Consider the following 24,426-nt stretch of genomic DNA (forward strand, 5'->3'; position numbering starts at 1 on the left):
GAATTCGCCACAGAACGCAAGCGTTTTGTGGGATTTGGGCTGAATTGCCCCCTACAAAAAAGTCCGCCAGGCGGCGGACTTTTTCGTAGGCAAGGGATGGTGAGATTATGGCGCCAGGCGCTCGATACGAGGGTTGAGCCAGAAGCCCTTCGCCTCCAGGGAGCGGCCATCATTGTCGCGCAGCATGAGCACCAGGCTCACCTCTTGTCCGGCCAGATCCGAGAGGTCGACGGCGATCTCATGGCTCAGTTCATCGTATTCTTCGGCCCATTCCAGCAGCGGCAGTTCGCTGCCGTCCGCCAACTGCGCTTTCACGATGAAGTTCAGCTTGCACCCCGGGTTCCCATCCATGCAACCTACCGTGGCCACAAAACGATCGCCCTCGGCCAGAGTAATTGCTGGGAAAGCGCCAAAGATAAACCCGTTGGTCTGATTGTCTGGCTTCATCTCCAGCACTGGTGGGTTTTCGCGTGTGCTGCCCTCAAGCGAGGGATTATCGTTCACGCGCACATAGCCCTCAAAGGCGCCGGTCTCGTCGTCCTCCCCTTCACAAGGCAGGAAGGTCGCCCGGGCGCTGTCCCAACGGGTCAGGCAAGCCATACTAATGAAATCATAGACGACGCCGGCAGGCAAATCGGCCACCTGCAGGGCGGCCTCCAGCGGCTGGCTGCCGTCCGCCCCCACCCCGAACCGCGCGCCCGCAGGGTTGCGCAACAGCCATTCGCCGGCATGTTCGCCGGCGCGGTCCGGCGCGGTCATGCGCAACGAGATCTCGACGATCTCGCCTGCAGGTACATCGGGCAGGGCTTGTTCCTCAACAGCGCCAAAGGTTTCGCCGCCGCTGTGCACCAAGGCATAGCCGTCTCCCCAATCGCAGGTGCCGCGGTTGGTCACCAGCCAAGTTTTGGTGAAGTGCGTGCCCGGCATCACTTCTGTGCCGTCCTGAACCGGCACATCCAGGATGACATGTTCAATAAACTCCGCCTGGTCGCAGGCAGCCGCCGAGGCTGCAGCAGAACAGGCCGCCAAAGCCAACGAGATCGCAATATAAGGAACAAGATGTTTCATACGAGAGATTATACCGAGTCGTTATCCGGGCTCAATGGCAGGCTCGGCATCTGCAGCCTGGCCCTGCATGGCTTTATAAGCTTCGGCGCGATAGGCAGCATGCAGCAAGTCCGGCAGGTTGGTTTGTGCGCCCGTAGCGCGATAGGGGGCTTTTTCCGCCCAAATGCGGTTCACCATAAAAGGCTCATCCAGCTGCAAGTCCCGCGTGTCAAAGAACAATCCCAGGAACGGATGGCGGCTGCGCAGATCAGCCAGCCAGTCCCGCCCCACCCCTGTCGCCGAGTAGGGGAAGGAGAAGTGCACCCGCTGCGTGCCGGTGATCTGCTGCACATCTTGCGCAGAACCGACGATCTCAGCTTCGGCTTCCTGCGGCGCAAGCTGCGCGATCTTGATGTGCCGCCGGGTGTGGGCGCCAACCGTGAAGCCGTCGCTGTGCAACTGTTGCACCTGGGCGCGGGTCATATACGGCTGGCGGTCGCGCAAATATTCCGCCATATCGATCCCCAGCATGCGTGCCGCCATATCGATCACGGGCTCGTCCACTCCGCCCAGGCTCATCACCCAGGCGCTGAAGCTGGCGGCGTCAGTCAGGCGCGTGTCCATGGCATTGTTGATGCTGGTCACCACCATCTTGACCGTGTCCGGGGCCAGCTGGCGGATGGCTTCCACGCACAGCGAGGCCTTGTTGCGATAGAACATACTCTGGTTGTCCAGCCAGTTGCTGGTGACGTAAAAAGTACAGGGAATGCCATGCTGCAGCAGCAAAGGCCGGGCGACCGTGAAGCACTCCGCAAAGCCGTCATCAAAGGAAAGGTGCAGCGCGCCCCGCGGCAGGCTGCGCCCATGCAGGCGATGCGCTTCGATCTGCTCATCCGTGACAGGGTGATAGTGCTTTTTGATATAGCGCAAAGCCGCCTCGAAGCGCTCCACCCGTTCCGGTGGATAGAGGTGCTGGATGTGCGGCAAGCGCTGGTCTGAAACGGCGTGATAGAAGACGCCCACCACATCACGCCGGACCAGGTAAGGATAGAGTCCCAAAGGAATGGCCATGCGCACGGCTTTGGCCAATTTGCCGACGGTCTTCTTCATGTAAAGGCCATATCTCCATCGCAAAACGTCTGCGTCAGCTTTGGCAGAGCCTGGTCCAGCGGACTGCCCGGCTTGTGCGGGTGCAGCTGCAGGGTGCGCTGCTTGCGTTGCAGCAGCCAGGGGAGCCGGCCGCTCACAAAGGGTTTTGCCAGCCCAGCCGGACCCTCGATCAGGTCAGTCTGCTGGCGCGCAGCCAACTGCACAGCGGCTGCCGCCAGCAGGTCAGCCGGCGCGCCAGGCGCCAGGTGATGATCCAGCACTTTCAAGATCTTGCGGCCGCGCAGCCGGGAGCTTTGAAAGCAGGCAAAGCCCCACTCCTCGCCGCCGGGGCCGCTCAACGCCCAGGCACTCTGCACGAACTCCGCGCGGCTGTCGGTAAAGCCATAATTCAAGTCCTCGCTGGCGGACTGCCCGGCCGGCGCCACCCATGGGTGTGCCAGCATCCAGTTCACCACCGCCTGGCTGCGCACAAAGCCGGTGTGCTCGGCAGGCAAAGCAAAGCCGGGGACTGTCTGGATGGGCTGCATGCGCAGCGCGCCGGCGGCAGGCGACAGCCGGCGGCCCAATCTGCGGTTGAGCCAGGGCCGTAAAAACGGCTTAAGCAATCTCTCGAAGAAACGATTGATGCGCGGCTCGGTCTTTTCCACTGACCAACGCACATCCAAAAAGGACAGCAGCTTACGCAGCAGACGCAAAGCCAGCGTGACCGGGTTGTACGCCGCCCAACCGCCCAGATCCAGCTGGACATACTCGAGCGGCTGGGCCTCGACAAAGCCGAACTTGGCGGAGACGCGCCGCGCCGGAGCGCTGCCGACGATGGCCAGATCTACATCCAGATCCAAGGCGGCCTGCATCAGGGCAGAACCCAGGCCGCGGCCCAGATAGCCGGGGGCCACACCCCAGGTGGTCAGCCAATGGACCCGCGCCAGCCGGCCGCCCACCTGCAGCATGACGGCCATCAAGCCAAAGTACCCCACCGGCGCATCGCCGGCTTTGGCCAGCAACAGCACCACATCGTCCGGCTGGGCATGCGGATTTTGGCTGTGCGCCTGGGCGCGATGAATGGTGATGGGGATAAAAGCCCCGGGAGCGGCATTGCTCACCAGGCGCGCCGCCAAGTCTGGCAGTTCAGCCAGGCGGATGTGCTCAATGGAAATGCCTTCCAAAACCATAGGGCGGATGATACCAGCCTTAGGCAAAGCGGCGCAGCACGCCCTGCACTTGGGCCAGATAGCCGCTCCCAAACAGATTGAGGTGATTGAGCAGATGATAGAGGTTGTAGATCGGCAGGCGCTCACGCCAGCCCGGCGCCAAGTTGGCAGCTTCTGCGTAGGCCGCATAAAAAGCCGACGGAAAACCGCCAAACAGTACGGTCATGCCCAGTTCCGCCTCGGCCCAGCCGTAATGAGCCGCGGGGTCGATCAGCGCCGGCTGGCCCTGCGCATCGCTGATGGCGTTGCCCGCCCACAGGTCGCCGTGGATTAACACGGCAGGTTGGGCGGGCAGCAGCTGCGGCAGGCGCTGCGCCAAGCGCTCCACAGCCATCACATCGGCTGCCGCCAGCCGTCCAGCCTCGCGCGCCAAGCGCGCCTGGTACAGCAGGCGGTGCTGGGCGAAAAAGTCGTGGCCGTCGGCCGTCCAGGGGTTGGGCTGGGGCGTTGTGCCCAGGTAGTTGTCGTGTTCAAAGCCAAAGTGCGTATGGGGTTGGCTGTGCAGCGCCGCCAGTTGGCGGCCCAACGTCTGCCAGTAATCCGGAGCTTGCTCGGCAGGCGCCAGGTCCTCCAGCAGCAGGAAATCCGCGCCGCACAAGAAAACCTGCGGGATCCGCAGCGGACTGCACATCCCGCTCAGGGCCGCCAACCCCTCGGCCTCACGGGCAAACATATCCGCTGGGGCGGATGCATTGGTCTTCAGGAAATAGCCGGTCCCGTCGGCCATACGCAGCCGGGCGCCGTGATTGATGCAGCCACCGCCGACTGGTTGGCGGCTGTGCAGCTCCCCATGGCCGGCTTGCGCCAGCCAGTCGGCCACAGCCAGCGGGATCACGCCGGGGTCAGGCGGCCCGCTTCCAGCTCGGCCAACAGCTGTTCCACGCTGCGCTCGATGATGTCATAGGCGTCGTCAAAACCATTCGGGCCGGCATACCAGGGATCCGGCACGGTCATGTCTCCGCCGGCTTGCGGGTCAAACTCGCGCATTAGCCGAATTTTGGCGCGCTGCTCCGTATTCTGGGCCAGGGCTTCCAGGTTGAGCTTGTTCTGCGGGTCCATGGCGATGATCAGGTCAAAGCTGTCCAGGTCGGCCGCTTTCACCTGGCGGGCGCGGTCGGTGTAGTGAAAGCCGCGGCGGGCGGCGGTGCGCACCATGCGCTCATCCGGCGGCTCGCCCACATGCCAGTCGCCTGTGCCGGCCGAATCAACCGCGTACTTCTCAGCCAGCCCCGCTTCGGCGGCCTTGTGCTCAAACAAGCGCGCCCCCAAAGGGCTGCGAATGATATTGCCAAGACAAACAAACAAGACGCGCGTCGGTTCAGTCATAAGACAATTCTATCGCTTGCTTGCCTTGGGCTTGGCGGCAGCCTTCTTCGGTGCGTCAGCCTCCTGATAGGCAGCTGCGTCCAAAGCCGCCACAGCCGCCATATTGACGATGTCGCGCACTTCGTCGCCGGTCTGCAGCACCTGGATCGGCGCGCCCAGCCCCAACAAGATCGGGCCAATCGTCTGGGCCTTGCCCAGCCGGTTGAGCAGCTTGTAGCTGATGTTGGCCGCCTCCAACGAAGGGAAGACCAGCACATTGGCATTTTGCACCCGGCTGAAGGGATAACGCTGATCAACGATCTCCGCCACCACGGCGGTGTCGGCCTGCATCTCGCCGTCCACCAGCAGATCCGGACGGCGCTGGCGCACCAGCTCCACCGCATCACGCACCTTGGACGAGGAAGGGTGCGGCGTGCTGCCGAAGTTGGAGAACGACAGCATCGCCACGCGCGGCTCCAAACCGATCTTCTGGGCAAAATCAGCGGCCAGGATGGCGATGTCCGCCAAGGCATGTTTGTCGGGGTCAATGTTGACCGTGGCGTCTGTGAAGAGATAGACGCGCTGTTCGACGATCATGATGTACACGCCGCACACCAGGTTGACGTCCGGAGCGGTGTGGTGCACCTGCAGCGCCGGACGGATCACTTCGGGGTATTCGAAGGTGCGCCCGGAAACCATCGCATCCGCATCACCCAGTTTGACCATCATGGCGCCGAACACATTGCGGTCACGCATCTGCTTTTCAGCATTGGCCAGGGTGCCGCCCCGGCGCTGGCGCAGCTGGTACAAGTCTTCTGTGTATTCCGGCATGCGCTCAAAGTTGCGGATGTCCACCACCTCCGGCTCGTAACGCAGGCCCAGCTGCTGCAGCTCTTCGGCCAGCACTTCCGGCCGGGCGATAAGGATCGGGTGGGCAATGCCCTCCTGCTCCAGCTGAGCCGCGGCGCGCAACACCTTGCTGTCCTCACCCTCGGGGAAGACCACGCGCATCAGCTTGGGCAGCTGTTTGGCCCGGTTCATGAAGTACTGGCGCACCTGCTGGCCGCGGCCCTGGCGCGCCGCCAGATCGTCGCGGTACTTTTCAATATCGACCTGAATACGCGCCACTCCGCTGCGCATGGCCGCTTCGGCCACAGCCGGCGCCTCCCATAGCAGCACGCGCGGGTCAAACGGCGTGGGGATGATGTAGTCCGGCCCAAACTTGAGCGAGCCTACGCCGTAGGCGCGCAGCACCGAATCAGGCACGTCTTCCTTTGCCAGGGCGGCCAGCGATTTGGCCGCCGCCACCTTCATATCCTCGTTGATATGCGTGGCGCGCACATCCAGCGCGCCGCGGAAGATGAAGGGGAAACCCAGCACGTTATTGATCTGGTTGGGATAGTCCGAGCGTCCGGTGGCCACGATGGCGTCCGGGCGGGCCGCTTTGGCCACTTCGTAGCGGATCTCAGGGTCAGGGTTGGCCATGGCAAAGATCAACGGCTGCTTGGCCATGGTCTTGACCATTTCCGGCTTGAGCACGTCGGCCACCGAAAGGCCGTAGAAAACATCCGCATCCTTGACCGCATCGGCCAGGCTGCGGGCATCCGTCTTCGCCATGAACTCACGTTTGTATTGGTTGATGTCGTCACGTCCGCTGTGCACCACGCCGCGGCTGTCCACCAGCAAAATGTTCTCGCGCTTGGCGCCCAACAGCACCGCCATGCGCGCGCAGGAGATGGCCGAGGCGCCGGCGCCGGAGACGACGATGCGCGTCTTGGCGATGTCCTTGCCCACCAGTTCCAGAGCGTTCAGCAGGCCGGCGCCGGAGATGATCGCCGTGCCGTGCTGGTCATCGTGAAAGACGGGGATATCCAGCGCCTCTTCCAACCGGCGCTCCACTTCGAAGCATTCCGGGGATTTGATGTCCTCCAGGTTGATGCCGCCAAAGGTGGGCGCGATGGCGCTGACGACCTGGATGATCTCTTCCACGGTCTTGGCGTTGATCTCAATATCAAAGACATCAATATCAGCAAATTTCTTGAAGAGCACCCCTTTGCCTTCCATCACCGGTTTGGAGGCCAGCGGGCCTTTATTGCCCAGGCCCAAAATGGCCGTGCCATTGGAGACCACCGCCACCAGGTTGCCCTTGCTGGTGTACTGGTAGGCGGCATCCGGATCTCGGGCGATCTCCAACACCGGTTCAGCGACGCCGGGGGTATACGCCAGGCCCAGGTCGCGCTGGGTGTCCAGCGGTTTGGTGGGCAGAATGGAGATCTTGCCGGGTTTGTTGTCTAAATGATGGTACTCCAGGGCTTCTTTACGCAGATTGTCCACAAATAACTCCAGTCGCTACAACAACCACTATGCAGGGGAAAACGTGCACCTATTGTAGTAGCCTTGCGCGCAATTCAAAGGGGTCGTTTGAACTGAATTTATGGGACGCGCGCCATTCCGCAAGCCATCAAAATGCGCACATGGTACACTGCTCATTCCGCTGGCAACAATGCCAGTTTTACTTCATACTTACTTGCAACCAAATCCGAACTACCTTACTCAACTCACATGGCAGACGACAAAAAACACGCCCTTGAACAGGCTTTAAGCCAAATCACCAAGCGTTATGGAGAAGGCTCGATCATGCGCCTGGGCGAATCGACCCAGATGGTGGTTGAGAGCATCCCCACCGGCGCCCTATCGCTCGATATTGCCTTGGGCGTCGGCGGCATCCCGCGCGGCCGGGTAACCGAGATCTACGGCCCGGAATCCGCCGGCAAGACCACCATCTGCCAGCACATCGTGGCCGAGGTGCAGAAGCGCGGCGGCACGGCCGCCTTCATCGACATGGAACATGCTCTCGACCCCAGCTACGCCGCCCGCTGCGGTGTGGATGTGGAAAAGCTGCTGGTCTCCCAACCGGACACTGGCGAGCAAGCTCTCGAGATTGCCGAAGCGCTGGTGCGCTCCGGCGCGGTGGACCTGGTGGTGATCGACTCGGTGGCGGCCCTGGTGCCGCGTTCCGAGATCGAAGGCGACATGGGCGATGCCACCATGGGCATGCAGGCGCGGCTGATGTCGCAAGCGCTGCGCAAGCTCTCCGGCGCCATCAAGCAGACCAACACGGCGGTGGTGTTCACCAACCAGCTGCGCCAGAAGATCGGCGTCATGTTCGGCAACCCCGAAACCACCACCGGCGGCATGGCGCTCAAGTTCTACGCCTCGGTGCGCATGGACGTGCGCCGCGTGCAGTCCATCAAAGAAGGCCAGGAAATTGTGGGCAACCGCACCCGCGTGCGCATTGTCAAGAATAAGGTCTCGGCCCCCTTCCGGACGGCCGAATTTGATATCATGTATAATGAAGGTATCTCCCGGTCTGGTGACCTGCTGGACTTGGCGACACAGTTGGACATCATTGCCAAGCGCGGGTCTTTCTACCAATATAAGGAAGAGCGCTTGGGACAGGGGCGTGAGAATGCGAAAGCATTCTTGCGTGACAACGCAGAAATGGCGGCCGAAATTGAAGCGCAAGTGCGCACCCAGGCTCAATCGATGATGAACCTGGGTCTGGATGAGGATGATCCTCAGGAATAACTCGGCTGCAGCACAGAACCACGGCTGCGCCGCCTGCTGCGAGCACACTACACTTGGAACGTCCTGCTTGCAGGACACTGAAACGAGATTACTAAGGGTTTTTGCGAGGTCTTGTGCCCGTCAGGAGCGCAGCTTTCGCCTCCGTCTGACCATAGGTTAGGCCTCGCCTATCCAAGTGAGTTAATGCGCAGCAGCCGTAGCCGCACACAGCGGAGTACGGCTGCTTTTGATTAACATGGCGACAATTACGGCGATCAAACAACAGAAGCGCAATCCGCAGCGGGTCAACCTGTACCTGGACGGCGAATACGCCTTTCCCCTGGCCAAGATCGTGGCTGCCTGGCTTAAGGTAGGCCAGGAGCTGGATGCGCAAAAGATCGCCTCTCTGCAAAACAATGATGCAGCCGAGAAGGCTTTCCAACGCGCCTTGCTGTTTATCAGCTATCGCCCGCGCTCACGCGCCGAGGTGGAACGCCGGCTGAGGGAGCAGCAGACCTCAGCAGAGCTGGCAGCCGGCATCATCGCCCGCCTGGAAGAAGGCGGCCTGCTGGACGACGCCGACTTTGCCCGGCGCTGGGTGGCGGACCGGGTTGAGCTGCACCCGCGCGCCGCCCGCCTGATACGCTTGGAACTGCGCCAGAAAGGCGTCGCAGAAGACCTGATCGCTGAAGCCCTGGAAGGCCTGGATGAAAGCCAGCTGGCTCTGCAGGCCGCTCGGCGTAAGGCGCACCAACTGGCCCGCCTTGATTGGCAGGCCTTCCGCACGAAATTATCCGCCCATTTGGGCCGCCGCGGCTTTGACTACCACAGCGCGGCCGAAGCTTGCCAGGCAGTCTGGCAAGAGCTGCAAGCAACTCACTAACATACAAGGAAAGTTCTATGGAAAACAGTCAACTCTTTTTGATCGGAGCGGGTGTGGTGGGAGCCATTCTTGGCTTTGTCGCAAAGCACCTGCAAGTGGAAGGCGCCAAGCGCCGCCTGAAAGAGGAAGCCGACCGCATCGTTCAGGATGCCAAGGAAGAAGCCAAGGTCATTCAGGTAACCGCCAAGAACGAAGCTCTGGAGACCAGGCAGCGCGCCGAGGCGGATATTGACCGCAAGCGCAAGGACCTCAGCCGCGAGGATGATCGCCTGCGTCAGCGCCGCACGGAACTGGACAAACGCACCGAGCGGCTGGAAGAACGCGACCAGACCTTGAACAAGCGCCAGTCCGCTCTGGACAACAAAACCAACGAGATCGAAAAGCAGCGTCAAGAGATCGTGCAAAAACTCGAATCCGTCTCTTCCATGACACGTGAAGACGCCCGCAAAGTGCTGATGGATGAGGTCGAACGCGAGTCACGCGGCGACATGGCCCGGGTCATCCGCGCCATCGAGAACGAAGCCAAGGAAGAGGGCGAAAAGAAAGCCCGCAACATTATCTCCCTGGCCATCCAGCGCGTCGCCAGCGAACACGTCTCGGAAACCACCACTTCGGTGGTGACCCTGCCCTCGGATGAAATGAAGGGCCGCATCATCGGCCGCAACGGCCGCAACATCCGCTCCTTCGAGCAGGCCGCCGGTGTGGACGTAGTGGTGGACGACACCCCAGAAGCCGTCACCATCTCCAGCTTTGACCCGGTACGCCGCGAGGTGGCCAAGCGCGCCCTGGCCAAGCTGGTCACCGACGGCCGCATTCACCCCGCCAGCATTGAAAAGACCTTGAAGAAAGAACAGGATGATGTAGAGAAGGCCATCATCGAAGCTGGCGAGCAAGCCGTCTTTGACGCTGGCATCCCCAACCTGCACCGCGAGATCGTCAAGATGCTGGGCCGCTTGCAGTTCCGCACCTCCTATGGGCAAAACCAGTTGCACCATGCCGTGGAAACCTCACGCATTGCGGCGGTGATCGCTTCCGAGCTGGGCGCCAACGTGGAGATCGCCAAAGTCGGCGGCCTGCTGCATGACTTGGGCAAGGCCATGGACCACAATGTGGAAGGCACGCATGCCGCCATCGGCGCCGAATTCGTGCGCCGCTACGGCATCAACCCCGTGGTGGTCAACGCTATCGCTGCCCACCACCACGAAGTGGAGCAAGAGAGCGTGGAAGCCGCCATCGTCGAGTCCGCCGATGCCATCTCCGGCGCCCGCCCCGGCGCCCGCCGCGAAAGCCTGGAGCAGTACATCAAGCGCATCAAGGCCCTCGAAGACATCGCCAATTCTTACAAGGGCGTCGAGCAGAGCTACGCGCTGCAGGCCGGGCGTGAAGTGCGCATATTCGTCAAGCCGGAAGTGGTGGACGACCTGGAAGCCACCCGCATGTCTCGCGACATCGCCAAGCAGATCGAGGAGACCATGCAGTACCCCGGTCAGATCAAAGTCACCGTGCTGCGTGAAACTCGCGCCGTCGACTTCGCCAAATAACAAAAGCCAACGCGGCCAAGCAATCTGCATCCAAAGAGGCAGCCAAATGGCTGCCTCTTTCTTTTGCTCAGTTCGCCCCAAACTGCCAACGCTGAGGTGGCATTTTTACCGCCTCAGCAGTACCCGCTAGCTCTTGCGCTTGCGGGTGGCGCCGGCTTGCGCCTCCTGGCGGAAGCTGCGCAGGTGATACAGCCAAAGCGCGGCTGTGACCGCCAGATTGGCAAAGGCGGAGGCCAATGCCCACGCCTGCCCCTCACCCAGCTGCAGCAACAAGCGGGCGGCCGAACTGAGCGTATTGGTGCCGTGCACCAGCAGGCCGATCACCAGCAGACTGCTGGCCAGGAACATTTGGAAATACGCCAGGTTGTGCCCGTCCGCCGCACGCCGGCTCAGCAGCATGCGCCAATGTACCCACCAGATCACCCCGGCCACCGCCGCCAGGCTGAGGGAGCCTACCGTCTCATTCAATTGCCAGGAATAACTGGAGCCTTCCAGAACCGCCGCAAGACCACCAATCCCCAACATGGCCGGCAAGTAAAAGATTGCCAACCCAAAGCAGCTAACCAGGAATACGTAGAAAACGAACATCTCACGCTCCTTTCCCTAAGGCGAACCAAAGCGACTTACATGTGCATTATATCACAATATTGTGAAAAATATCACATGTGAACTTGCGAACAAAAAGGCAGCCTCGCGGCTGCCGTTCTGCTTACAAAGCTAAAGTCGGTTAGCTGGCGAGCTTCTCTCGCACATACAGCGCGTAGTCCAGATCACCAGGCGACTGGTCAAACTCGGTCAGCATCTGGGCCGCCTCTGAGCGGTGCTGGGCGCTGTGAAACAACAGCTGGTACAGGAAATCACGCCGCACGCGCGTAATCTCCTCGCCGCGCGAAGTGGTATAGCTTACCGAACCGGCCAGGGTCTCATCATCCACACCAGCCAAATACGTTCGCATCAACCCCTCTTCCTCCTGCCACGCATCTCGCAGGGCGATCGCATCGGCGAAATCCTCTGCCTTTAGGCCGGCCGTGACCGCCTCCCCCACCAGGCGTTTACGATAGGCCCACTCTGCCGAAAACGCGTGAACCAAAGTTTCCTTCAGCGAGCCCATCGGGAAACGGCTGTCCTGTTCCAGCTGCTCCGTGCTCAGTGCGGCCGCCCGGTCCAGAACGATCGTGCGAGCCCAGCAAGTAAAATCGTACAAAGTGATTAGTTGATCGCGCAGTGCAGTAGCCATGTCACTCCTGTAAAAAGGGATTGAATTCTCTTTCCTGGCCCACGGTCGTGCTTGGCCCGTGGCCGGGCAAAAGACGCACATCATCCGGCAGGCTCAGCACCTCCCGGCGGATACTTTCCAGCAAAGTGGCATGGTCCGCCCCGGGCAGATCGGTACGCCCCACACTCATCTGAAAAATGACATCGCCACTGAACATCAGCGCCTGGCTGGGCACATAAAACATGACGTGCCCGCGGGTGTGTCCCGGGGCAAAGCGCACCTGCACCTCCACGTCACCGATATACAGCGTCTGGCCGTGCGCCAGATCCACCGTGGGCTCAGGACCGGGGTCGAACTGCAAGCCAAACTTCGACGCCCCGCCCCCGGCCCGCCACAGCACATAATCTGCCGGGTGCAGGGCCACGGGCGGCGGCGGGTCACTGCCGTCTGCCAACGCCGCCGCCCCGCCGAAGTGGTCCCAGTGGGCATGCGTCAGCCAGATCGTGGTCACTCGCCAGCCGCGCTGGCGCGCCGCGTCCAAAATGACGTGGCCGTCCCAGGATGGGTCGATCGCCACTGCTTCGCGGCTGCCGGCGGCCGCCACCAAAAAGGCATTGGTCTGCGCCGGGCCAAGCGTGAACTGCACAATTTCCAGAGACATCAGGTGGGATTATACTTTGATGGTCAAACAACCCCGTAGGAGCTTGCATGCCCAAATACATCCCTGAGCCCTTTCGCATCAAAATGATGGAGCCTATCCGCCTGATTGACAGGGCCGCGCGCCAACGCGCCCTGCAGGAAGCGGGCTACAACGTTTTCGGTTTGCGTTCAGAAGATGTCTATATTGACCTGATGACCGATTCCGGCACAGGGGCAATGAGCCAGGAGCAATGGGCCGCCATGATGACCGGTGATGAGGCCTATGCCGGCTCACGTTCCTACTACCGGCTCAAGGCCGCCATGGATGAGATCTTTGGCTTCAAGCATTTTGTGCCCACGCACCAGGGCCGGGCTGCCGAAAATATCCTGTGCGCGGTGCTGCTCAAACCCGGGCAGGCCGTGCCCTCCAACATGCATTTTGATACCACCGAGGGCAATATTCGCGCTCGCGGCGGCCTGCCCAACAATCTGGTCAATCAGATGGCTTACGATCCGCTGGCGCACGCCGACTTCAAAGGCAACATGGATCTGGAAGCGCTCGAAGCTTGGATCCAGGCCACCGGCGTGGAAAACATCCCCTTCGGCATGATCACCATTACCAACAACGCCGGCGGCGGCCAGCCGGTTTCGATGGCCAACCTGCGCGGCGTTTCGGAGATCTATCGCAAGTACCAGATCCCCTTCTTCATTGACGCCTGCCGCTTTGCGGAGAATGCCTACTTCATCAAACTGCGTGAGCCGGGCTATGCGGACAAAAGCCCGCTGCAGATCGCCCAGGAGATGTTCTCCCTGGCAGACGGCGCCACGATGAGTGCCAAAAAAGACGGCATGGTCAATATTGGCGGCTTTCTGGCGCTCAACGACAGCGCGCTCTTCGAGCGCGTCAAAGCCGAATTGATCTTGCGCGAAGGTTTCCCCACCTACGGTGGTCTGGCCGGTCGCGACTTGGACGCGCTGGCTACCGGCTTCTACGAGGCCCTGCAGGAAGACTACCTGGCCTACCGCCTGTCGCAGTCCGAGTATCTCTGCGCCCGCCTGCGTGAAGCGGGCGTGCCGATCGTGGAGCCGCCGGGCGCCCACGCCGTCTACCTGAACGCGGCTGAGCTGCTGTCGCATCTCAGCCGCGAAGAATTGCCCGGCCAGGCACTCTCTATCGCCATGTACCTGGAAGGCGGCATCCGCGCCGTGGAGCTGGGCACGGTCGCCTTTGGCCAGTTCAAAGATGGGCAATGGGACTTCCCAGCCCTGGAAGTGGTGCGCATGGCCATCCCTCGCCGCACCTACACGCAGAGCCATTTAGACTACGTCGCCGACACCCTGGCTGAAATCAAAGCCAATGCCAAACAGATCAAGGCCGTCAAAATGACCTACGCGCCGGAACTGCTGCGCCACTTTACCGCCCAATTTGAAATTGAGATTTGACCTTCCACGGAAGAGGAATCAAGTGCATGAGCAAGAGCATTTTCCTAATCAATAACGATGGTTCTCTAATTGAATTGAACGAAGAGGGCTACGAATCAGAAGACCTTTTGCAGAGACTTTTGGCCGAGTACCCCAATTTGCTGCGCATGGACAATGACGAAGGAAAACCAACTAGATGGCTTTTAGTTAAACGGGAAATGGGAGTCCCCGACGACCAAAGCATGAACAGATGGTCTTTGGACCACCTGTTCCTAGACTTAAAGGGAATCCCGACTCTTGTTGAAGTCAAACGGGCAACAGATACTCGCTCTCGAAGAGAAGTCGTCGCTCAAATGCTCGACTATGCTGCAAATGCAATCATCCATTGGCCAATTGAACGCATCCAAACTGAATTCGAAAAAACTGCGGGAAGTCTAGGAGCAGATCCTGGGCAAGTGCTACAAAACTTCTTGGAAGAAAGTACTAGCCCAGAGGAATTCTGGAACGCCGTGAAAACCAACCTTCTTGCTGGCAAGATAAGGATGCTCTTCGTCGCAGATGAGATCCAGAAGGAACTGAAAAGGATTATAGAATTTCTTAATGAACAAATGGACCCCGCTGAAGTTCTGGGAATAGAAATAAGGCAATTTTCAGGTGGAGGTGTCAAATCACTCGTACCCGAGCTAGTCGGGCAAACAATGATTTCAGAAATCCGAAAATCAGGCAACAGTAAACAGTGGGATGAAGAAAGCTTCTTTTCGACATTAGAGGAGCGAAACAACGAGAGGGAACTGAATCTGATTCGCAATCTCTACAATTGGGCGTTACAAAACAAGGTAAAAGTTATCTGGGGCAAGGGGAAAAGAACACCGACATTTACTCTATTCGATGAACGCGACAATAGGACTCTCCCCATATTTCGTATTTGGGCTTCAGAGATTACGTACTTAGAAATTCTGTTTGGCAGGTATGCCAAAGAAGTCACGGAGCTTATCACGCAGGAAAGCAGAAGAGACTTCGCTGACCGGATAACAGAAGCAACTGGAAAAAATTTCACAGACGACGAAATAGAAAAATATCCTAGCATTCATATTGCAACACTCAGCGAAAACCAAGTAAAAGATCTTCTAAAAGTATACGATTGGTATTTAAGCATCCTAAGGAAGTCTTAGTGAAAGATCACTTCAACGACCTCCTTGCTTGGCGCACGCAGCGTGAAGCCAGCTTGCGCGGCGAGTACAGCTGGCTGGCCCTGGCGGGTTTGGGCTGGCTGGAGGACGGCGCCAACTCCGTGGGCAGTGCCCCCGACAGTCGCGTACAGCTGCCGCCGCGCTTTCCCAGCCTGGCTGGCGTGCTGCACTTGCAGAACGGCGCAGCGGAACTGGAACCCGCCCCAGGCGTCGCCTGGCGGCTGGGGGAGCAACCGCCGCTCAGCGGCCGCAGCGCCGCGCTGCGCGATGACTCTGGCGGCCAGCCTGACCTGCTGTATTTGGACGACCTGCGCCTGGTAGTCATCGAGCGCGCCGGGCGCCTGGCGGCCCGCCTATGGGACCCGCAGCACCCCACCCGGCTCAACTTTCCTGGCTGCATCTGGTATCCGCCCGCGCCGGAGCTGCGCTTGCTGGCCCGGGTGGAACTCTACCAACCACCCAAACCCGTACAAATTGTGCAAATCACCGGTGGTGAATACACCGCCCATATGCAAGCCACCCTGGCCTTCGAGATCGATGGCAAAACCCATCGCCTGGACGCGGAACAGATGCAGGATGGGCGCTATAACCTCATGTTTAGGGATACCACTGCCGGCAAAACCACTTACGGCGCTGGGCGTTTCCTGATCAGTGAGCAGCCTGCGGGCGATACAGTCATCCTCGACTTCAACTATGCCTACAGTCCACCCTGCGCCTTCACAGAATTTGCCACTTGTCCCCTGCCCGTGCCGCAAAACATCCTGCCCATCCCCATCGAAGCGGGCGAGCAAGCGACAGCGCACTAAGTAGATAAAGCCGCCGGTTGTTATAAACTAGAGCACCAAGAACCAACAAACCAGCGCCAAGAGCAAGGCTATCGGGGTCATCAGATTGCGCTCAGGCTTGCTGCGAGAGATTGCATTCATCAGCACACCCAGAGTGAAGTAGGCGGCCAGCGCCCAAATCGCCCAACCAGGCAGGTCAAACCCGGGTGAGACCAGACCGACCTGTGCCAATATCACCAGGGCGAACAAAGCATACAGCCCGATCGAGATTAAACTGCCTGCACGCAGATTGGCTGGCAGCACTTCGTGCTGGCCGCCCCAGGCAAAGCGCCCTAAAGGGCGCCCGACAACCAGCAGGAGTTGAAAAACGGCCAGCCCAGCCAGGATCAAAACAGCCAAATAAGCAAAAGTGGTTTCCATGAGCAGATTTTACTTCAGGCGAGATCGCAAAAAAAAAACAGGCTGCCGATTGGCAGCCTGTTTTTTTGAAGTACTCATCTTTTATCTAACGACTTTGAACTCAGTATAGTGGTAGTTGATCACCCGGGGTCCGCTATCGCTCACCCGGATCATGTCCTTGCCATTGAGCACCTTGCTCTTCTTTCCTTGTGCAGTCCATTCGATGTTGTAGAAGTTGCCGTTCTGAGTCACCTTGGTGGGGGTAAAGGTGGCGCCGGGCAGCTTGTTGTTGAACAAGCGAATGTACCAATTGGCGATCGCCTTGGTGCCGCTGAAAGCACGCTCCTCAGCCACCAGCTTGCTGGTGCTGCTGTACAAGGCGGCTGCCTGGTTGGCATTGGCTTTGTTCAAGGCGGCAAAGTACTGGTCCACAACGCCCCCGTTGGGTGCCGGCAGGGCCTGCTGCTGTTCGGGAGACAGCATGGGCTTCAGATACGGACGGGCGTCCACCAATGGGATGGGCGGTGCGGTTTCCATCTTCCAGTTGGTGTAGTACTCCGGTCCGCGCGTGGTGGTGTAAACCAGCGCGATCCAGCGGCCCTCGCCAATCTTGCCCCACACGCTGGAACCCTGCGGGCGATACTCGGTGACCGTGGCGGTCTGTCCCTTGGTCATGCGGTCCACAATCGGGTTGTGCGTGCCGGGCGCCTTGCGCACATTCAGCCGGTCAGAAATCACCACGGTGGCCTTGAACGGCAATGCCGGGAAGAACTCCACGCGCTCCTTGGGGACCCAACCGGCGCCCGGGCGGCCCAGGTTGGGGAACACCAGGTCCCGGCCGGTCGTCTTGAGCAGGCTGCCATCTTTGCCCACCGCGGTGAACGCACTCACCAGCCAGGGAGTGTCTTCGTAGTTCAGTTGGGCAGGCGCCGGCGGGGCGGATTGGAAATCCACCAAGCGCAGGCGCACTGATCCGGACTTCTCCTCCACAACCTCATACACGTTGCCCGTGGCGCCAATTGCCTCGGCCACAGTATCGCCGTTGTAATTGGCCAGGTTGGCAGGGAAAGGGCTCTGGTTGTTGCGTGGGTTGAACAGGCCGGCCGCAATGCGCTCCAAATGCGTGTACTGCTGCGGGTTGGAAGCCCGCAGGAATTGCGCCCAGGCACGCGAATAAGCATAGGCGCCGTCGCCACCGTTGGGGTTGGTCCAATGGGCTACCACAGCCGGGTAGCTGTCCAGCGAAAAGGCCGCGTTCCAGTCCGAGCGCTCCATGCGGGAGCGAACGCGCTTGCCGGTGACCGGGTCGGTCATCCACTGCTTGTCATGCTTCAAACGAATATAGATCGTCTTGGAGCTGGGTTCAGGTTGCGGTTGAGGTTCAGGTTGCGGTTGAGGTTCAGGTTGCGGCTGCGGTTCCGGCTGAGGCTCGGGTTGCGGCTCAGGCTGGGGGTTCACCCCGCCCCACTGAAAGGCCTGCACGGCCGCGTACAACTTGCCCCCATCCAGCAGCGCGTTGCTCCACTCCCAGAAATTGGCTCCCGGCAAGCCCATGGCACGCGCTTCATTGAGGAACTCGGTGATCTCCGCCGGTTTGGCGCGCCAGCCCTGCTCACCATAAGCAGAGCCGCAGGGCACAATGGTCATATTGGGCTTCAGGGCGCGATACTCCTGCACGCAGCGCCGCAGCTGCTGGGCCGCATTGGTGGCGCCCTGCCAGTACACGCCAGGCATATTGAAATCACAAAAATCCAAAAAGGTCTTGAACGGAAATGGCGCGTGCAGTGTGGGGAAACGATAGCTGATCAGCGCCACCGGCGTATTGGGCAGTTCCTGCTTCAAGCGCTGCATGTACTTCTTGGCCACGTTGGTCATGCCCGCCGCCTTGAACTCATGCTCGGCATTCACGACGAAACCGGCCAGACCCAGCTGCTTGGTTAGCGTGGCCGCCGTGCGCGCCTCGGCCTCTGCATCCCTGCCGTAGACATACTGCCAGCCCCAGGCCTTGATGCCGCGTGCTTTCAACAGCGGCACCAGGGCCGCGCCCATATCTACGCCATTGGTAATGTTGTAGCGATACTGCCCATCAGCAATCTTGATCACCACGTGGGTAAGCCCATCCGCCTTGGCGCGGTCGGCGATCTTGACCACATCGCCGCCGTAGACGTCACGGACCTTCCAAATGTACATGCCTTTGCCAGTTATAGCCATTACAGCCTCCAGATCATGCCAGGTCGCTAGGGAGTGGTTGAAAGCGATGGCACACGCCTCTTTGATTGCAGGTTTTATGCCAACTTATGGGGAATCCTAGGCGTATAGATAGCAGAAAAGTGCTGGACCTCGCATAAGGAGCAGCTGCTTGTCAAGCAAAAAGAAAAGGCCAGCCCTCATGCGGCTGGCCTTTTCTAATAAGGACTTGGGCTGGGCTCAGGTCTTTTTCAAAATCTGCTTGGCCTCATCCCAAAGCGCGTCCATCTCCTGCAAGCTCATCTCACTCAACTGCCTCCCCTGGCTGCGAGCGCCCTGCTCCACATAGGCAAATCGCTCCCGAAAACGGGCGTTGGCGGCGCGCAAAGCCGCTTCGGGATCGATCTTCAGCCAGCGCGCCAGGTTCACCCAGGCGAACAGCACATCGCCGTACTCGGCTTCGCGGTCCTCGGGCGTTTCTGCTTCTTCGAATTCGCGCATCTCTTCGGCCACATCGCCCTGCACGCCCTCCAGATTGGGCCACTCAAAGCCCACCCGCGCCGCACGGGCCGTGTAGGCTTCCGCCTGGCTTAGCGCGGGCAGCGCCACCGAGACGCCGTCCAAGATGCCGCGCTGCGTGCCTTGGGCCGCCCGCTCGCCCGCTTTGATCTGTTCCCAATTGGCAATCACGGTCTCGGCGTCTTCAGCCTGCACATCCCCAAACACATGCGGATGGCGGTGGATCAGTTTGCTGATGATGCCGTGCAGCACATCACTCATCCGGAATTCGCCATCTTCGGTGGCGATCTGGGCGTGCAGCACCACCTGCACCAGCAGGTCACCAAACTCTTCCTGCATGGCAGCTGGGTCTTCCTGGTCCAGGGCTGCCAGTACTTCATAGGCTTCTTCGATCAGATTACGGCGCAGGCTGAGGTGAGTTTGTTCGCGGTCCCAGGGGCAGCCTTCGGGCGCGCGCAAATGTGCGATCAATTCCTGGAATTCTTCAAAAGAGGTGTTTGGTCCCAGCGCGGGCACATACAAGGCGGTCAGCACGCCAATCTGCTCGCTGTGGTCAATGGCGTGCAGTGGCAGCTCCTCCACCAGCTCGTCGGCCGTCCCCGCCGCATGCACCAGCCGCACCGCATGCTCATCGGGGTATTGGGCCATCAGGGTGATCTTCAGGTCACCGGCCACCTGCCGCGAATAAACCTGGGCCACCAAAGCCGGCGCGTGCGGCGGAAACAGGGGATGGTGCTGCTCCAACACATCCAGGGCATCTACAATGCTCAGCTGCGGCAGCAGGTCCTCCCCCAGCACCGCCAGCAACGGCTCCACGAAACTGAGGCCCTGCACGATCCGCACGGGAATGCCCGCCTGGCGCGCCCGCCGGGCGATTTCCGGAGCAGTGGTCTCCGCCACAAAAGGCGCACCCGGCACGGCATACACCACCCCACCTGGGCGGGCGCCCAGCTCCAGCACCTCAGACACGATCCGCGCATACACAGTCTCAAACTGCGCTTCGCTCTCATAGATATGATCAAAGCTGTGCACTTTGAGGCTGGCCGGGAAAGCGGACACCAGCGGATGCCGGCTGGTCCGCAGGTACACTTCCGGCACGCTGTTCAGCACATCCCAGGCTTCGCGTGTGATCTGTTTGGGGTTGCCGGGGCCAAGCCCCAACAGGGTAATGCCAGTCAATTCAGGCATGCTGCCTCCATTGCAAGTGGCGCAATTCTACTGCACCGTCAGGACAAAGAAAAACCGCAGCCGGTTTGGCTGCGGTTTTGTTCTGAGAAGTGAAAACTTAGCGCTTGGTATAAGTAGGCGCCTTGCGGGCACGCTTGAGGCCCGGCTTCTTGCGCTCTTTGGCACGCGGGTCACGGCGCAGATGGCCGTTCTTGGCCATCGGGTCGTGCCACTCGGGGTTCATCCCGGCCAGCGCACGCGCCAGGCCCATGCGCACCGCGCCGGTCTGCCCGGTGCGGCCGCCGCCGCGCACCATCACGCTGACATCTACACTGCCAGCCGCCGCAGCGTCGCCCAGCACATCCAAGATCGTCTTGGAATCGCCCAGGCGGGAGAAGTACTCATCCAACGCTTTGCCATTAACAATGAACGCACCTGCGCCGCTGCTGACCCGTACCCGAGCAGTGCTGGTCTTGCGACGGCCAATGCCTTCGTAATATTGTCCTGCCATCGTTACTCCTATCCTACTCGAACGTCAGAGCCTGGGGCTTCTGCGGGTCGTGGGGATGCTGCGGACCGGCATACACCTTAAGCTTCTTGATCAGTTTGCGACCCAGTTTGTTGTGCGGCAGCATGCCGCGCACTGCGCTCTCGATCACGCGCTCTGGGTGTGTGGCCAGCATGTGCTTCAGGCTGGTCTCTTTCAGACCGCCCGGGTAGCCCGTATGGCGATAATAGATCTTGTCCACCAACTTAGCGCCGGTAACCGCCACGCGTTCGCAGTTGGTCACCACCACAAAGTCGCCCAGATCCACACCAGGGGTGTATTCCGGGCGGTGCTTGCCCAGCAGTACGCGGGCAATGCGAGTGGCCAGGCGGCCCAGGTTCTGGCCGTTGGCATCTACGTGGTACCACTGGCCGGAAATTTCAGCGGCCTTCGGATAATAGCTTTTTTGCATCATCAAACCTTCACAGTTCTCAATATTCTACCGCAACCAGGGTCAGCCCCTGGGGCGGCGCCATGTGACGCGCTTTGGTGCGTCCGTCTTCCAGCAACCGAGCTACCTGCTCGGGATCTTCCTGGCCTTGGCCGATCTTCACTTGCAGGCCCACCATGCGGCGCACCATGCGGTACAAAAACCCGTCAGCGCTCACGCTGAAGACAAACTCATCTTCAGCCATTTTCTGCCAGGCCGCCGCCTGCACCTGCCTCACCGTGCTGCCGCCTGGTGTAGGCGCCGACCCGAATGAGCCGAAGTCATGCCGGCCGCGCAGCTGCCGGGCCGCCGCCGACAAGAGCCGCAGGCCCGGCGCCGGCCACACCCGCCAGGCGTAACGCTCCCTGAGCGGGTCGCGCTGCGGTTGGCAGTAGAGGCGGTAGTGGTAGCGCCGGCTGCGCGCCTGGTAGCGAGGATGGAAATCCTCCGTCACCTGGCTTAGCTGGGTGACCGCCACGTCTGCGGGCAGGCCGACATTCAGGGCTCGCTGCAGCGCCTCGGGCGCATGCCTCCAGGCCAGGTCAAATGCGGCCACTTGGCCGCTGGCATGCACGCCGGCGTCTGTGCGGCCGGCCACCAGCAGGCTGCGGCCCTGCCAGCCTAAGCTGCGCAGCACCGTCTCTACCTCCGCCTGCACACTGCGCCCAGTCTTCTGGCGCTGCATGCCGTAGAAGGCGCTGCCATCATATGCTAGAACGACTTTGTAACGTGCGGCCATCTCGCTAGGCTCGATGGGTGCTCCAACCGGTTAGGCGCATGTGTTCGCCAAGCCGGGTTTCAAACAAACTTATTCGACCAGTTCCAACAAGACCATCTCGGCGCGGTCGCCTTCACGCGGGCCCAGCTTGGTCATGCGCGTGTAGCCGCCGTTGCGTTCCGCAAAGCGCGGTGCGATCTCGTCAAACAGCTTCTTGACGATCACCGGGTCATTTAAGCGCGCGGCAGCCAAACGGCGCGAATGCACTTTGGCCGAAACTTCCTCGACCGCATTGCCGCGCTTAGCCAGGGTGATCAGCTTCTCGGCCTGGCCGCGGATGGCCTCCGCCTTGGCGCGCGTGGTGCGAATGCGCTCGTGCTCAAACAGCTGCTTCACCAGGATACGGCGCAGAGCCGTGCGAGCGCCGCTGTTGCGGCTGAGGCGCTTACCAGCAATTTTGTGACGCATGTTTTACTCCGACTCCGCGGCGCCCTCAGTGGGTTCACCGTCTTGTTGCATATAGCCCTTTTCGCGCATCTTGTCGACAAGCTCGTCCATGCTCTTGTCGCCAAAATTGCGAATGGACATGACCGCATCCTGGCCCTTGTCCAACAGCTCCATCACCTCACCCACCGTCGTGATGCCGGCCCGCTTCAGGGAGTTGAAGACGCGTACAGACAAGTCCAGGTTTTCGATCGGCGTGTCGTACACTTCGCTGGAGAGGCGGCTGTCGCCCAATTCTTCTTTGGGCGCCGGGCTCAGCGTGATCTCGGTCACGCCGGCAATGTGGCGCAGGTGTTCGATCAGGATGCCGGCCGCGGTGCTCATCGATTCCTCGGGGCGCACCGTACCGTCGGTCCAAATCTCCATCACCAGGTTGTCGTAGTTGGTATCCTGGCCCACACGGGCGTAGTCCACTTCCCAGTTCACCCGGCGTACCGGGGTGTAGATCGCATCCACTGGCAGCTCGCCGATCGGCAGCTTGCCGCTGCGGTCGTTGGCCGGCGAATAACCGCGCCCGCGCTCTACTGTCAACTCCAGCTCCAGCTTGGTCTTGCCGCTGTCAGAGGTGAACAGATACAGCTCCGGATTGACGATCTCGATCTCAGCCGGAGCAATAATGTCAGCCGCCGTGATCACCCCTTCGCCACGCACTTCCAGGTGCATGCGGGAGGTGGAGCCTTCGTGCATTTTCAGGCGCAGCTGCTTCAGCTGCAGCATGATCTGGATCACATCTTCGCGGATGCCTGGCACCTGGCTGTACTCATGCTGAACGTCAGTCATGCGCATGGAGGTAACAGCCACCCCTTCCAGAGACGAGAGCAGCACCCGGCGCAACGCATTGCCCAGGGTGCCGCCGTAGCCGCGCTCCAGCGGGCTGATCGAATATTTTCCATAATTGCGGGCTTCCGCGATCTTCTTGATCCGCGGGGTCACCATATTACTTAAGACAATCACAGCATCGTCCTTCTTCCCCAAACACAGGTCTTGCCCTGCGCGGGAACCTTGAATTGCCGCCGCAGCTTACATGCGGCGGCGTTTGGGTGGGCGGCAGCCGTTGTGCGGAACCGGCGTCACATCAGAGATGGAACGCACCTTCAAGCCCATGCTTTGCACAGCGCGCACAGCGGACTCACGGCCAGGACCAGGGCCTTTCACATACAACTCAATTTCCTGCATGCCCATATCCTGGGCAGCCTTGACTGCACGCTCCGTAGCCAGGCGTGAGGCGAACGGGGTGCTCTTGCGAGAACCCTTGAAGCCCACCAGACCTGCGCTGGCCCAGGAGATCGTGTTCCCCTGGTCATCCGTCACCGTCACAATCGTATTATTGAAAGTGGCGAAAATATGGATCTGCCCAGTCGTAACCCGGCGGGCGCCTTTCTTGGAGCCGCGCGTGGAACGAGAAGGCTTGGCCTTCTCTTCAGAAGGGGCAGCTTCTGCGCTAACGTTCTTTTCTTTATCTTCAGCCATTCGTTACTCCAATTACTTCTTGGTAGCGCCGCGGCGACGGCCGCGACCGGCCACAGTCTTGGCCGGACCCTTGCGGGTGCGCGAATTAGTGCGGGTGCGCTGGCCGCGCACCGGCAGCCCGCGGCGGTGACGCAAACCACGATAGCTGCCAATTTCCATCAGACGCTTGATGTTCAGCTGGATCTCACGGCGCAGGTCACCCTCCACCTTGAAGTTCTGGCTGATGTACTCGCGCAGTTTACCGGCTTCTTCGTCGGTCAGGTCTTTGACGCGCGTGTCCGGGTTCACCCCAGTCTCGCTCAAAATACGCTGAGAGGTCTTCAGGCCAACGCCATAAATGTAGGTCAGGCCATATTCAATGCGTTTGTCGCGTGGCAAATCCACGCCTTCGATACGTGCCATCTATCCCAGCTCCTAACCCTGGCGCTGCTTGTGCCGCGGCGTGCTGCAAATCACGTACAGCTTGCCCTTGCGCTTCACGACCTTACAGCGTGCGCAGCGTTTCTTGATCGATGCAGTTACTTTCATCATTTACTCCAAACCGCCACCATTTCCGGCGGCAAACGACC

Annotated in this window: 26 protein-coding genes; 6 read left to right on the forward strand and 20 right to left on the reverse strand. The window is 60.4% G+C overall.

What is annotated here, in order from left to right; genetic code table 11:
- Positions 1 to 105: 105 nt before the first annotated feature.
- From KF885_10320 to KF885_10345, 6 genes are read right to left on the reverse strand one after another with little or no spacing between them, the layout of a single operon-like run.
- A complete protein-coding gene (locus tag KF885_10320) occupies positions 106 to 1,068 on the reverse strand; it encodes a hypothetical protein (protein ID MBX3049553.1) in 963 nt (320 codons plus the stop codon).
- Between the two features lie 21 nt (positions 1,069 to 1,089).
- Positions 1,090 to 2,157: a polysaccharide deacetylase family protein gene (locus KF885_10325; protein MBX3049554.1), complete on the reverse strand. Its 1,068-nt coding sequence runs from the start codon at positions 2,155 to 2,157 to the stop codon at positions 1,090 to 1,092.
- Positions 2,154 to 3,329 (reverse strand): GNAT family N-acetyltransferase, encoded by a 1,176-nt coding sequence (locus tag KF885_10330; GenBank protein MBX3049555.1) that lies wholly within the window; start codon positions 3,327 to 3,329, stop codon positions 2,154 to 2,156. Before KF885_10330 ends, KF885_10325 begins: the two co-directional genes overlap by 4 nt.
- Before the next feature lie 19 nt (positions 3,330 to 3,348).
- Entirely contained in the window at positions 3,349 to 4,203 is an 855-nt protein-coding gene (locus tag KF885_10335) for a fructosamine kinase family protein (GenBank protein ID MBX3049556.1), read from the reverse strand.
- Positions 4,200 to 4,694 carry a low molecular weight phosphotyrosine protein phosphatase gene (locus KF885_10340; GenBank protein MBX3049557.1) on the reverse strand — a complete coding sequence of 165 codons (495 nt, stop codon included), beginning with the start codon at positions 4,692 to 4,694 and terminating at the stop codon, positions 4,200 to 4,202. The genes KF885_10335 and KF885_10340 overlap by 4 nt, the downstream gene beginning before the upstream one ends.
- Before the next feature lie 9 nt (positions 4,695 to 4,703).
- Positions 4,704 to 7,007, reverse strand: coding sequence for an NADP-dependent malic enzyme (locus KF885_10345; GenBank protein ID MBX3049558.1), 2,304 nt, complete (start codon positions 7,005 to 7,007; stop codon positions 4,704 to 4,706).
- Positions 7,008 to 7,235: 228 nt separating this feature from the next.
- On the opposite strand from KF885_10345, the gene recA reads away from it, so the two are divergent.
- From recA to rny, 3 genes are all read left to right on the forward strand, one after another.
- Positions 7,236 to 8,261, forward strand: a complete 1,026-nt coding sequence (gene recA / locus KF885_10350) for a recombinase RecA (protein ID MBX3049559.1) — start codon at positions 7,236 to 7,238, stop codon at positions 8,259 to 8,261.
- Between the two features lie 235 nt (positions 8,262 to 8,496).
- Entirely contained in the window at positions 8,497 to 9,123 is a 627-nt protein-coding gene (locus KF885_10355) for a RecX family transcriptional regulator (protein ID MBX3049560.1), read from the forward strand.
- A gap of 17 nt (positions 9,124 to 9,140) precedes the next feature.
- The gene (gene rny, locus KF885_10360) at positions 9,141 to 10,664 is read left to right on the forward strand and encodes a ribonuclease Y (GenBank protein ID MBX3049561.1); all 1,524 of its coding nucleotides are present in this window, start codon (positions 9,141 to 9,143) and stop codon (positions 10,662 to 10,664) included.
- 126 nt (positions 10,665 to 10,790) lie between these two features.
- Here the strand turns inward: rny and KF885_10365 are convergent, their stop codons facing one another.
- From KF885_10365 to KF885_10375, 3 genes are all read right to left on the reverse strand, one after another.
- Entirely contained in the window at positions 10,791 to 11,252 is a 462-nt protein-coding gene (locus KF885_10365) for a hypothetical protein (GenBank protein MBX3049562.1), read from the reverse strand.
- A 139-nt stretch (positions 11,253 to 11,391) separates the two neighbouring features.
- Positions 11,392 to 11,901 carry a DinB family protein gene (locus KF885_10370; protein ID MBX3049563.1) on the reverse strand — a complete coding sequence of 170 codons (510 nt, stop codon included), beginning with the start codon at positions 11,899 to 11,901 and terminating at the stop codon, positions 11,392 to 11,394.
- A gap of 1 nt (position 11,902) precedes the next feature.
- Positions 11,903 to 12,541 (reverse strand): MBL fold metallo-hydrolase, encoded by a 639-nt coding sequence (locus KF885_10375; GenBank protein ID MBX3049564.1) that lies wholly within the window; start codon positions 12,539 to 12,541, stop codon positions 11,903 to 11,905.
- 47 nt (positions 12,542 to 12,588) lie between these two features.
- Between KF885_10375 and KF885_10380 the strand changes: the two genes are divergently transcribed.
- The 3 genes from KF885_10380 to KF885_10390 are packed head-to-tail and all read left to right on the forward strand — an operon-like array spanning position 12,589 to position 15,937.
- Complete coding sequence (locus KF885_10380) at positions 12,589 to 13,962, forward strand: tryptophanase (protein ID MBX3049565.1); 1,374 nt, start codon at positions 12,589 to 12,591, stop codon at positions 13,960 to 13,962.
- 26 nt (positions 13,963 to 13,988) lie between these two features.
- Positions 13,989 to 15,113, forward strand: a complete 1,125-nt coding sequence (locus tag KF885_10385; protein MBX3049566.1) for a hypothetical protein — start codon at positions 13,989 to 13,991, stop codon at positions 15,111 to 15,113.
- Positions 15,113 to 15,937 (forward strand): DUF1684 domain-containing protein, encoded by an 825-nt coding sequence (locus KF885_10390; GenBank protein ID MBX3049567.1) that lies wholly within the window; start codon positions 15,113 to 15,115, stop codon positions 15,935 to 15,937. The genes KF885_10385 and KF885_10390 overlap by 1 nt, the downstream gene beginning before the upstream one ends.
- 27 nt (positions 15,938 to 15,964) lie before the next feature.
- Here the strand turns inward: KF885_10390 and KF885_10395 are convergent, their stop codons facing one another.
- The 11 genes from KF885_10395 to rpmJ form a co-directional block, all read right to left on the reverse strand.
- Positions 15,965 to 16,336, reverse strand: a complete 372-nt coding sequence (locus KF885_10395) for a hypothetical protein (protein ID MBX3049568.1) — start codon at positions 16,334 to 16,336, stop codon at positions 15,965 to 15,967.
- 81 nt (positions 16,337 to 16,417) lie between these two features.
- Positions 16,418 to 18,526 carry a nuclear transport factor 2 family protein gene (locus KF885_10400; protein MBX3049569.1) on the reverse strand — a complete coding sequence of 703 codons (2,109 nt, stop codon included), beginning with the start codon at positions 18,524 to 18,526 and terminating at the stop codon, positions 16,418 to 16,420.
- A gap of 216 nt (positions 18,527 to 18,742) precedes the next feature.
- Positions 18,743 to 20,209: a nucleoside triphosphate pyrophosphohydrolase gene (mazG, locus tag KF885_10405; GenBank protein ID MBX3049570.1), complete on the reverse strand. Its 1,467-nt coding sequence runs from the start codon at positions 20,207 to 20,209 to the stop codon at positions 18,743 to 18,745.
- A 97-nt stretch (positions 20,210 to 20,306) separates the two neighbouring features.
- Entirely contained in the window at positions 20,307 to 20,699 is a 393-nt protein-coding gene (gene rpsI / locus KF885_10410; GenBank protein ID MBX3049571.1) for a 30S ribosomal protein S9, read from the reverse strand.
- A 13-nt stretch (positions 20,700 to 20,712) separates the two neighbouring features.
- Positions 20,713 to 21,147 (reverse strand): 50S ribosomal protein L13, encoded by a 435-nt coding sequence (gene rplM / locus KF885_10415; GenBank protein MBX3049572.1) that lies wholly within the window; start codon positions 21,145 to 21,147, stop codon positions 20,713 to 20,715.
- Between the two features lie 19 nt (positions 21,148 to 21,166).
- Positions 21,167 to 21,904: a tRNA pseudouridine(38-40) synthase TruA gene (truA, locus tag KF885_10420; protein ID MBX3049573.1), complete on the reverse strand. Its 738-nt coding sequence runs from the start codon at positions 21,902 to 21,904 to the stop codon at positions 21,167 to 21,169.
- A gap of 69 nt (positions 21,905 to 21,973) precedes the next feature.
- Entirely contained in the window at positions 21,974 to 22,351 is a 378-nt protein-coding gene (rplQ, locus tag KF885_10425; GenBank protein ID MBX3049574.1) for a 50S ribosomal protein L17, read from the reverse strand.
- 3 nt (positions 22,352 to 22,354) lie between these two features.
- A complete protein-coding gene (locus tag KF885_10430; protein ID MBX3049575.1) occupies positions 22,355 to 23,341 on the reverse strand; it encodes a DNA-directed RNA polymerase subunit alpha in 987 nt (328 codons plus the stop codon).
- Between the two features lie 66 nt (positions 23,342 to 23,407).
- Entirely contained in the window at positions 23,408 to 23,857 is a 450-nt protein-coding gene (rpsK, locus tag KF885_10435; GenBank protein MBX3049576.1) for a 30S ribosomal protein S11, read from the reverse strand.
- Between the two features lie 12 nt (positions 23,858 to 23,869).
- Positions 23,870 to 24,259 (reverse strand): 30S ribosomal protein S13, encoded by a 390-nt coding sequence (gene rpsM / locus KF885_10440; protein MBX3049577.1) that lies wholly within the window; start codon positions 24,257 to 24,259, stop codon positions 23,870 to 23,872.
- Between the two features lie 12 nt (positions 24,260 to 24,271).
- Positions 24,272 to 24,385, reverse strand: a complete 114-nt coding sequence (gene rpmJ, locus KF885_10445; protein MBX3049578.1) for a 50S ribosomal protein L36 — start codon at positions 24,383 to 24,385, stop codon at positions 24,272 to 24,274.
- Positions 24,386 to 24,426: the final 41 nt, after the last annotated feature.

It is taken from the genome of Anaerolineales bacterium (genome assembly GCA_019637805.1).
GTDB lineage: Bacteria > Chloroflexota > Anaerolineae > Anaerolineales > UBA11579 > JAMCZK01.

What these genes read in the sequence shown, in the direction of transcription:
- KF885_10320 (MBX3049553.1), bottom strand. Translation starts at nt 1,068, where the DNA reads ATGAAACATCTTGTTCCTTATATTGCGATCTCGTTGGCTTTGGCGGCC.
- KF885_10325 (MBX3049554.1), bottom strand. Translation starts at nt 2,157, where the DNA reads ATGAAGAAGACCGTCGGCAAATTGGCCAAAGCCGTGCGCATGGCCATT.
- KF885_10330 (MBX3049555.1), bottom strand. Translation starts at nt 3,329, where the DNA reads ATGGTTTTGGAAGGCATTTCCATTGAGCACATCCGCCTGGCTGAACTG.
- KF885_10340 (MBX3049557.1), bottom strand. Translation starts at nt 4,694, where the DNA reads ATGACTGAACCGACGCGCGTCTTGTTTGTTTGTCTTGGCAATATCATT.
- recA (MBX3049559.1), top strand. Translation starts at nt 7,236, where the DNA reads ATGGCAGACGACAAAAAACACGCCCTTGAACAGGCTTTAAGCCAAATC.
- KF885_10355 (MBX3049560.1), top strand. Translation starts at nt 8,497, where the DNA reads ATGGCGACAATTACGGCGATCAAACAACAGAAGCGCAATCCGCAGCGG.
- rny (MBX3049561.1), top strand. Translation starts at nt 9,141, where the DNA reads ATGGAAAACAGTCAACTCTTTTTGATCGGAGCGGGTGTGGTGGGAGCC.
- KF885_10365 (MBX3049562.1), bottom strand. Translation starts at nt 11,252, where the DNA reads ATGTTCGTTTTCTACGTATTCCTGGTTAGCTGCTTTGGGTTGGCAATC.
- KF885_10370 (MBX3049563.1), bottom strand. Translation starts at nt 11,901, where the DNA reads ATGGCTACTGCACTGCGCGATCAACTAATCACTTTGTACGATTTTACT.
- KF885_10375 (MBX3049564.1), bottom strand. Translation starts at nt 12,541, where the DNA reads ATGTCTCTGGAAATTGTGCAGTTCACGCTTGGCCCGGCGCAGACCAAT.
- KF885_10380 (MBX3049565.1), top strand. Translation starts at nt 12,589, where the DNA reads ATGCCCAAATACATCCCTGAGCCCTTTCGCATCAAAATGATGGAGCCT.
- KF885_10385 (MBX3049566.1), top strand. Translation starts at nt 13,989, where the DNA reads ATGAGCAAGAGCATTTTCCTAATCAATAACGATGGTTCTCTAATTGAA.
- KF885_10395 (MBX3049568.1), bottom strand. Translation starts at nt 16,336, where the DNA reads ATGGAAACCACTTTTGCTTATTTGGCTGTTTTGATCCTGGCTGGGCTG.
- KF885_10400 (MBX3049569.1), bottom strand. Translation starts at nt 18,526, where the DNA reads ATGGCTATAACTGGCAAAGGCATGTACATTTGGAAGGTCCGTGACGTC.
- mazG (MBX3049570.1), bottom strand. Translation starts at nt 20,209, where the DNA reads ATGCCTGAATTGACTGGCATTACCCTGTTGGGGCTTGGCCCCGGCAAC.
- rpsI (MBX3049571.1), bottom strand. Translation starts at nt 20,699, where the DNA reads ATGGCAGGACAATATTACGAAGGCATTGGCCGTCGCAAGACCAGCACT.
- rplM (MBX3049572.1), bottom strand. Translation starts at nt 21,147, where the DNA reads ATGCAAAAAAGCTATTATCCGAAGGCCGCTGAAATTTCCGGCCAGTGG.
- truA (MBX3049573.1), bottom strand. Translation starts at nt 21,904, where the DNA reads ATGGCCGCACGTTACAAAGTCGTTCTAGCATATGATGGCAGCGCCTTC.
- rplQ (MBX3049574.1), bottom strand. Translation starts at nt 22,351, where the DNA reads ATGCGTCACAAAATTGCTGGTAAGCGCCTCAGCCGCAACAGCGGCGCT.
- rpsK (MBX3049576.1), bottom strand. Translation starts at nt 23,857, where the DNA reads ATGGCTGAAGATAAAGAAAAGAACGTTAGCGCAGAAGCTGCCCCTTCT.
- rpsM (MBX3049577.1), bottom strand. Translation starts at nt 24,259, where the DNA reads ATGGCACGTATCGAAGGCGTGGATTTGCCACGCGACAAACGCATTGAA.
- rpmJ (MBX3049578.1), bottom strand. Translation starts at nt 24,385, where the DNA reads ATGAAAGTAACTGCATCGATCAAGAAACGCTGCGCACGCTGTAAGGTC.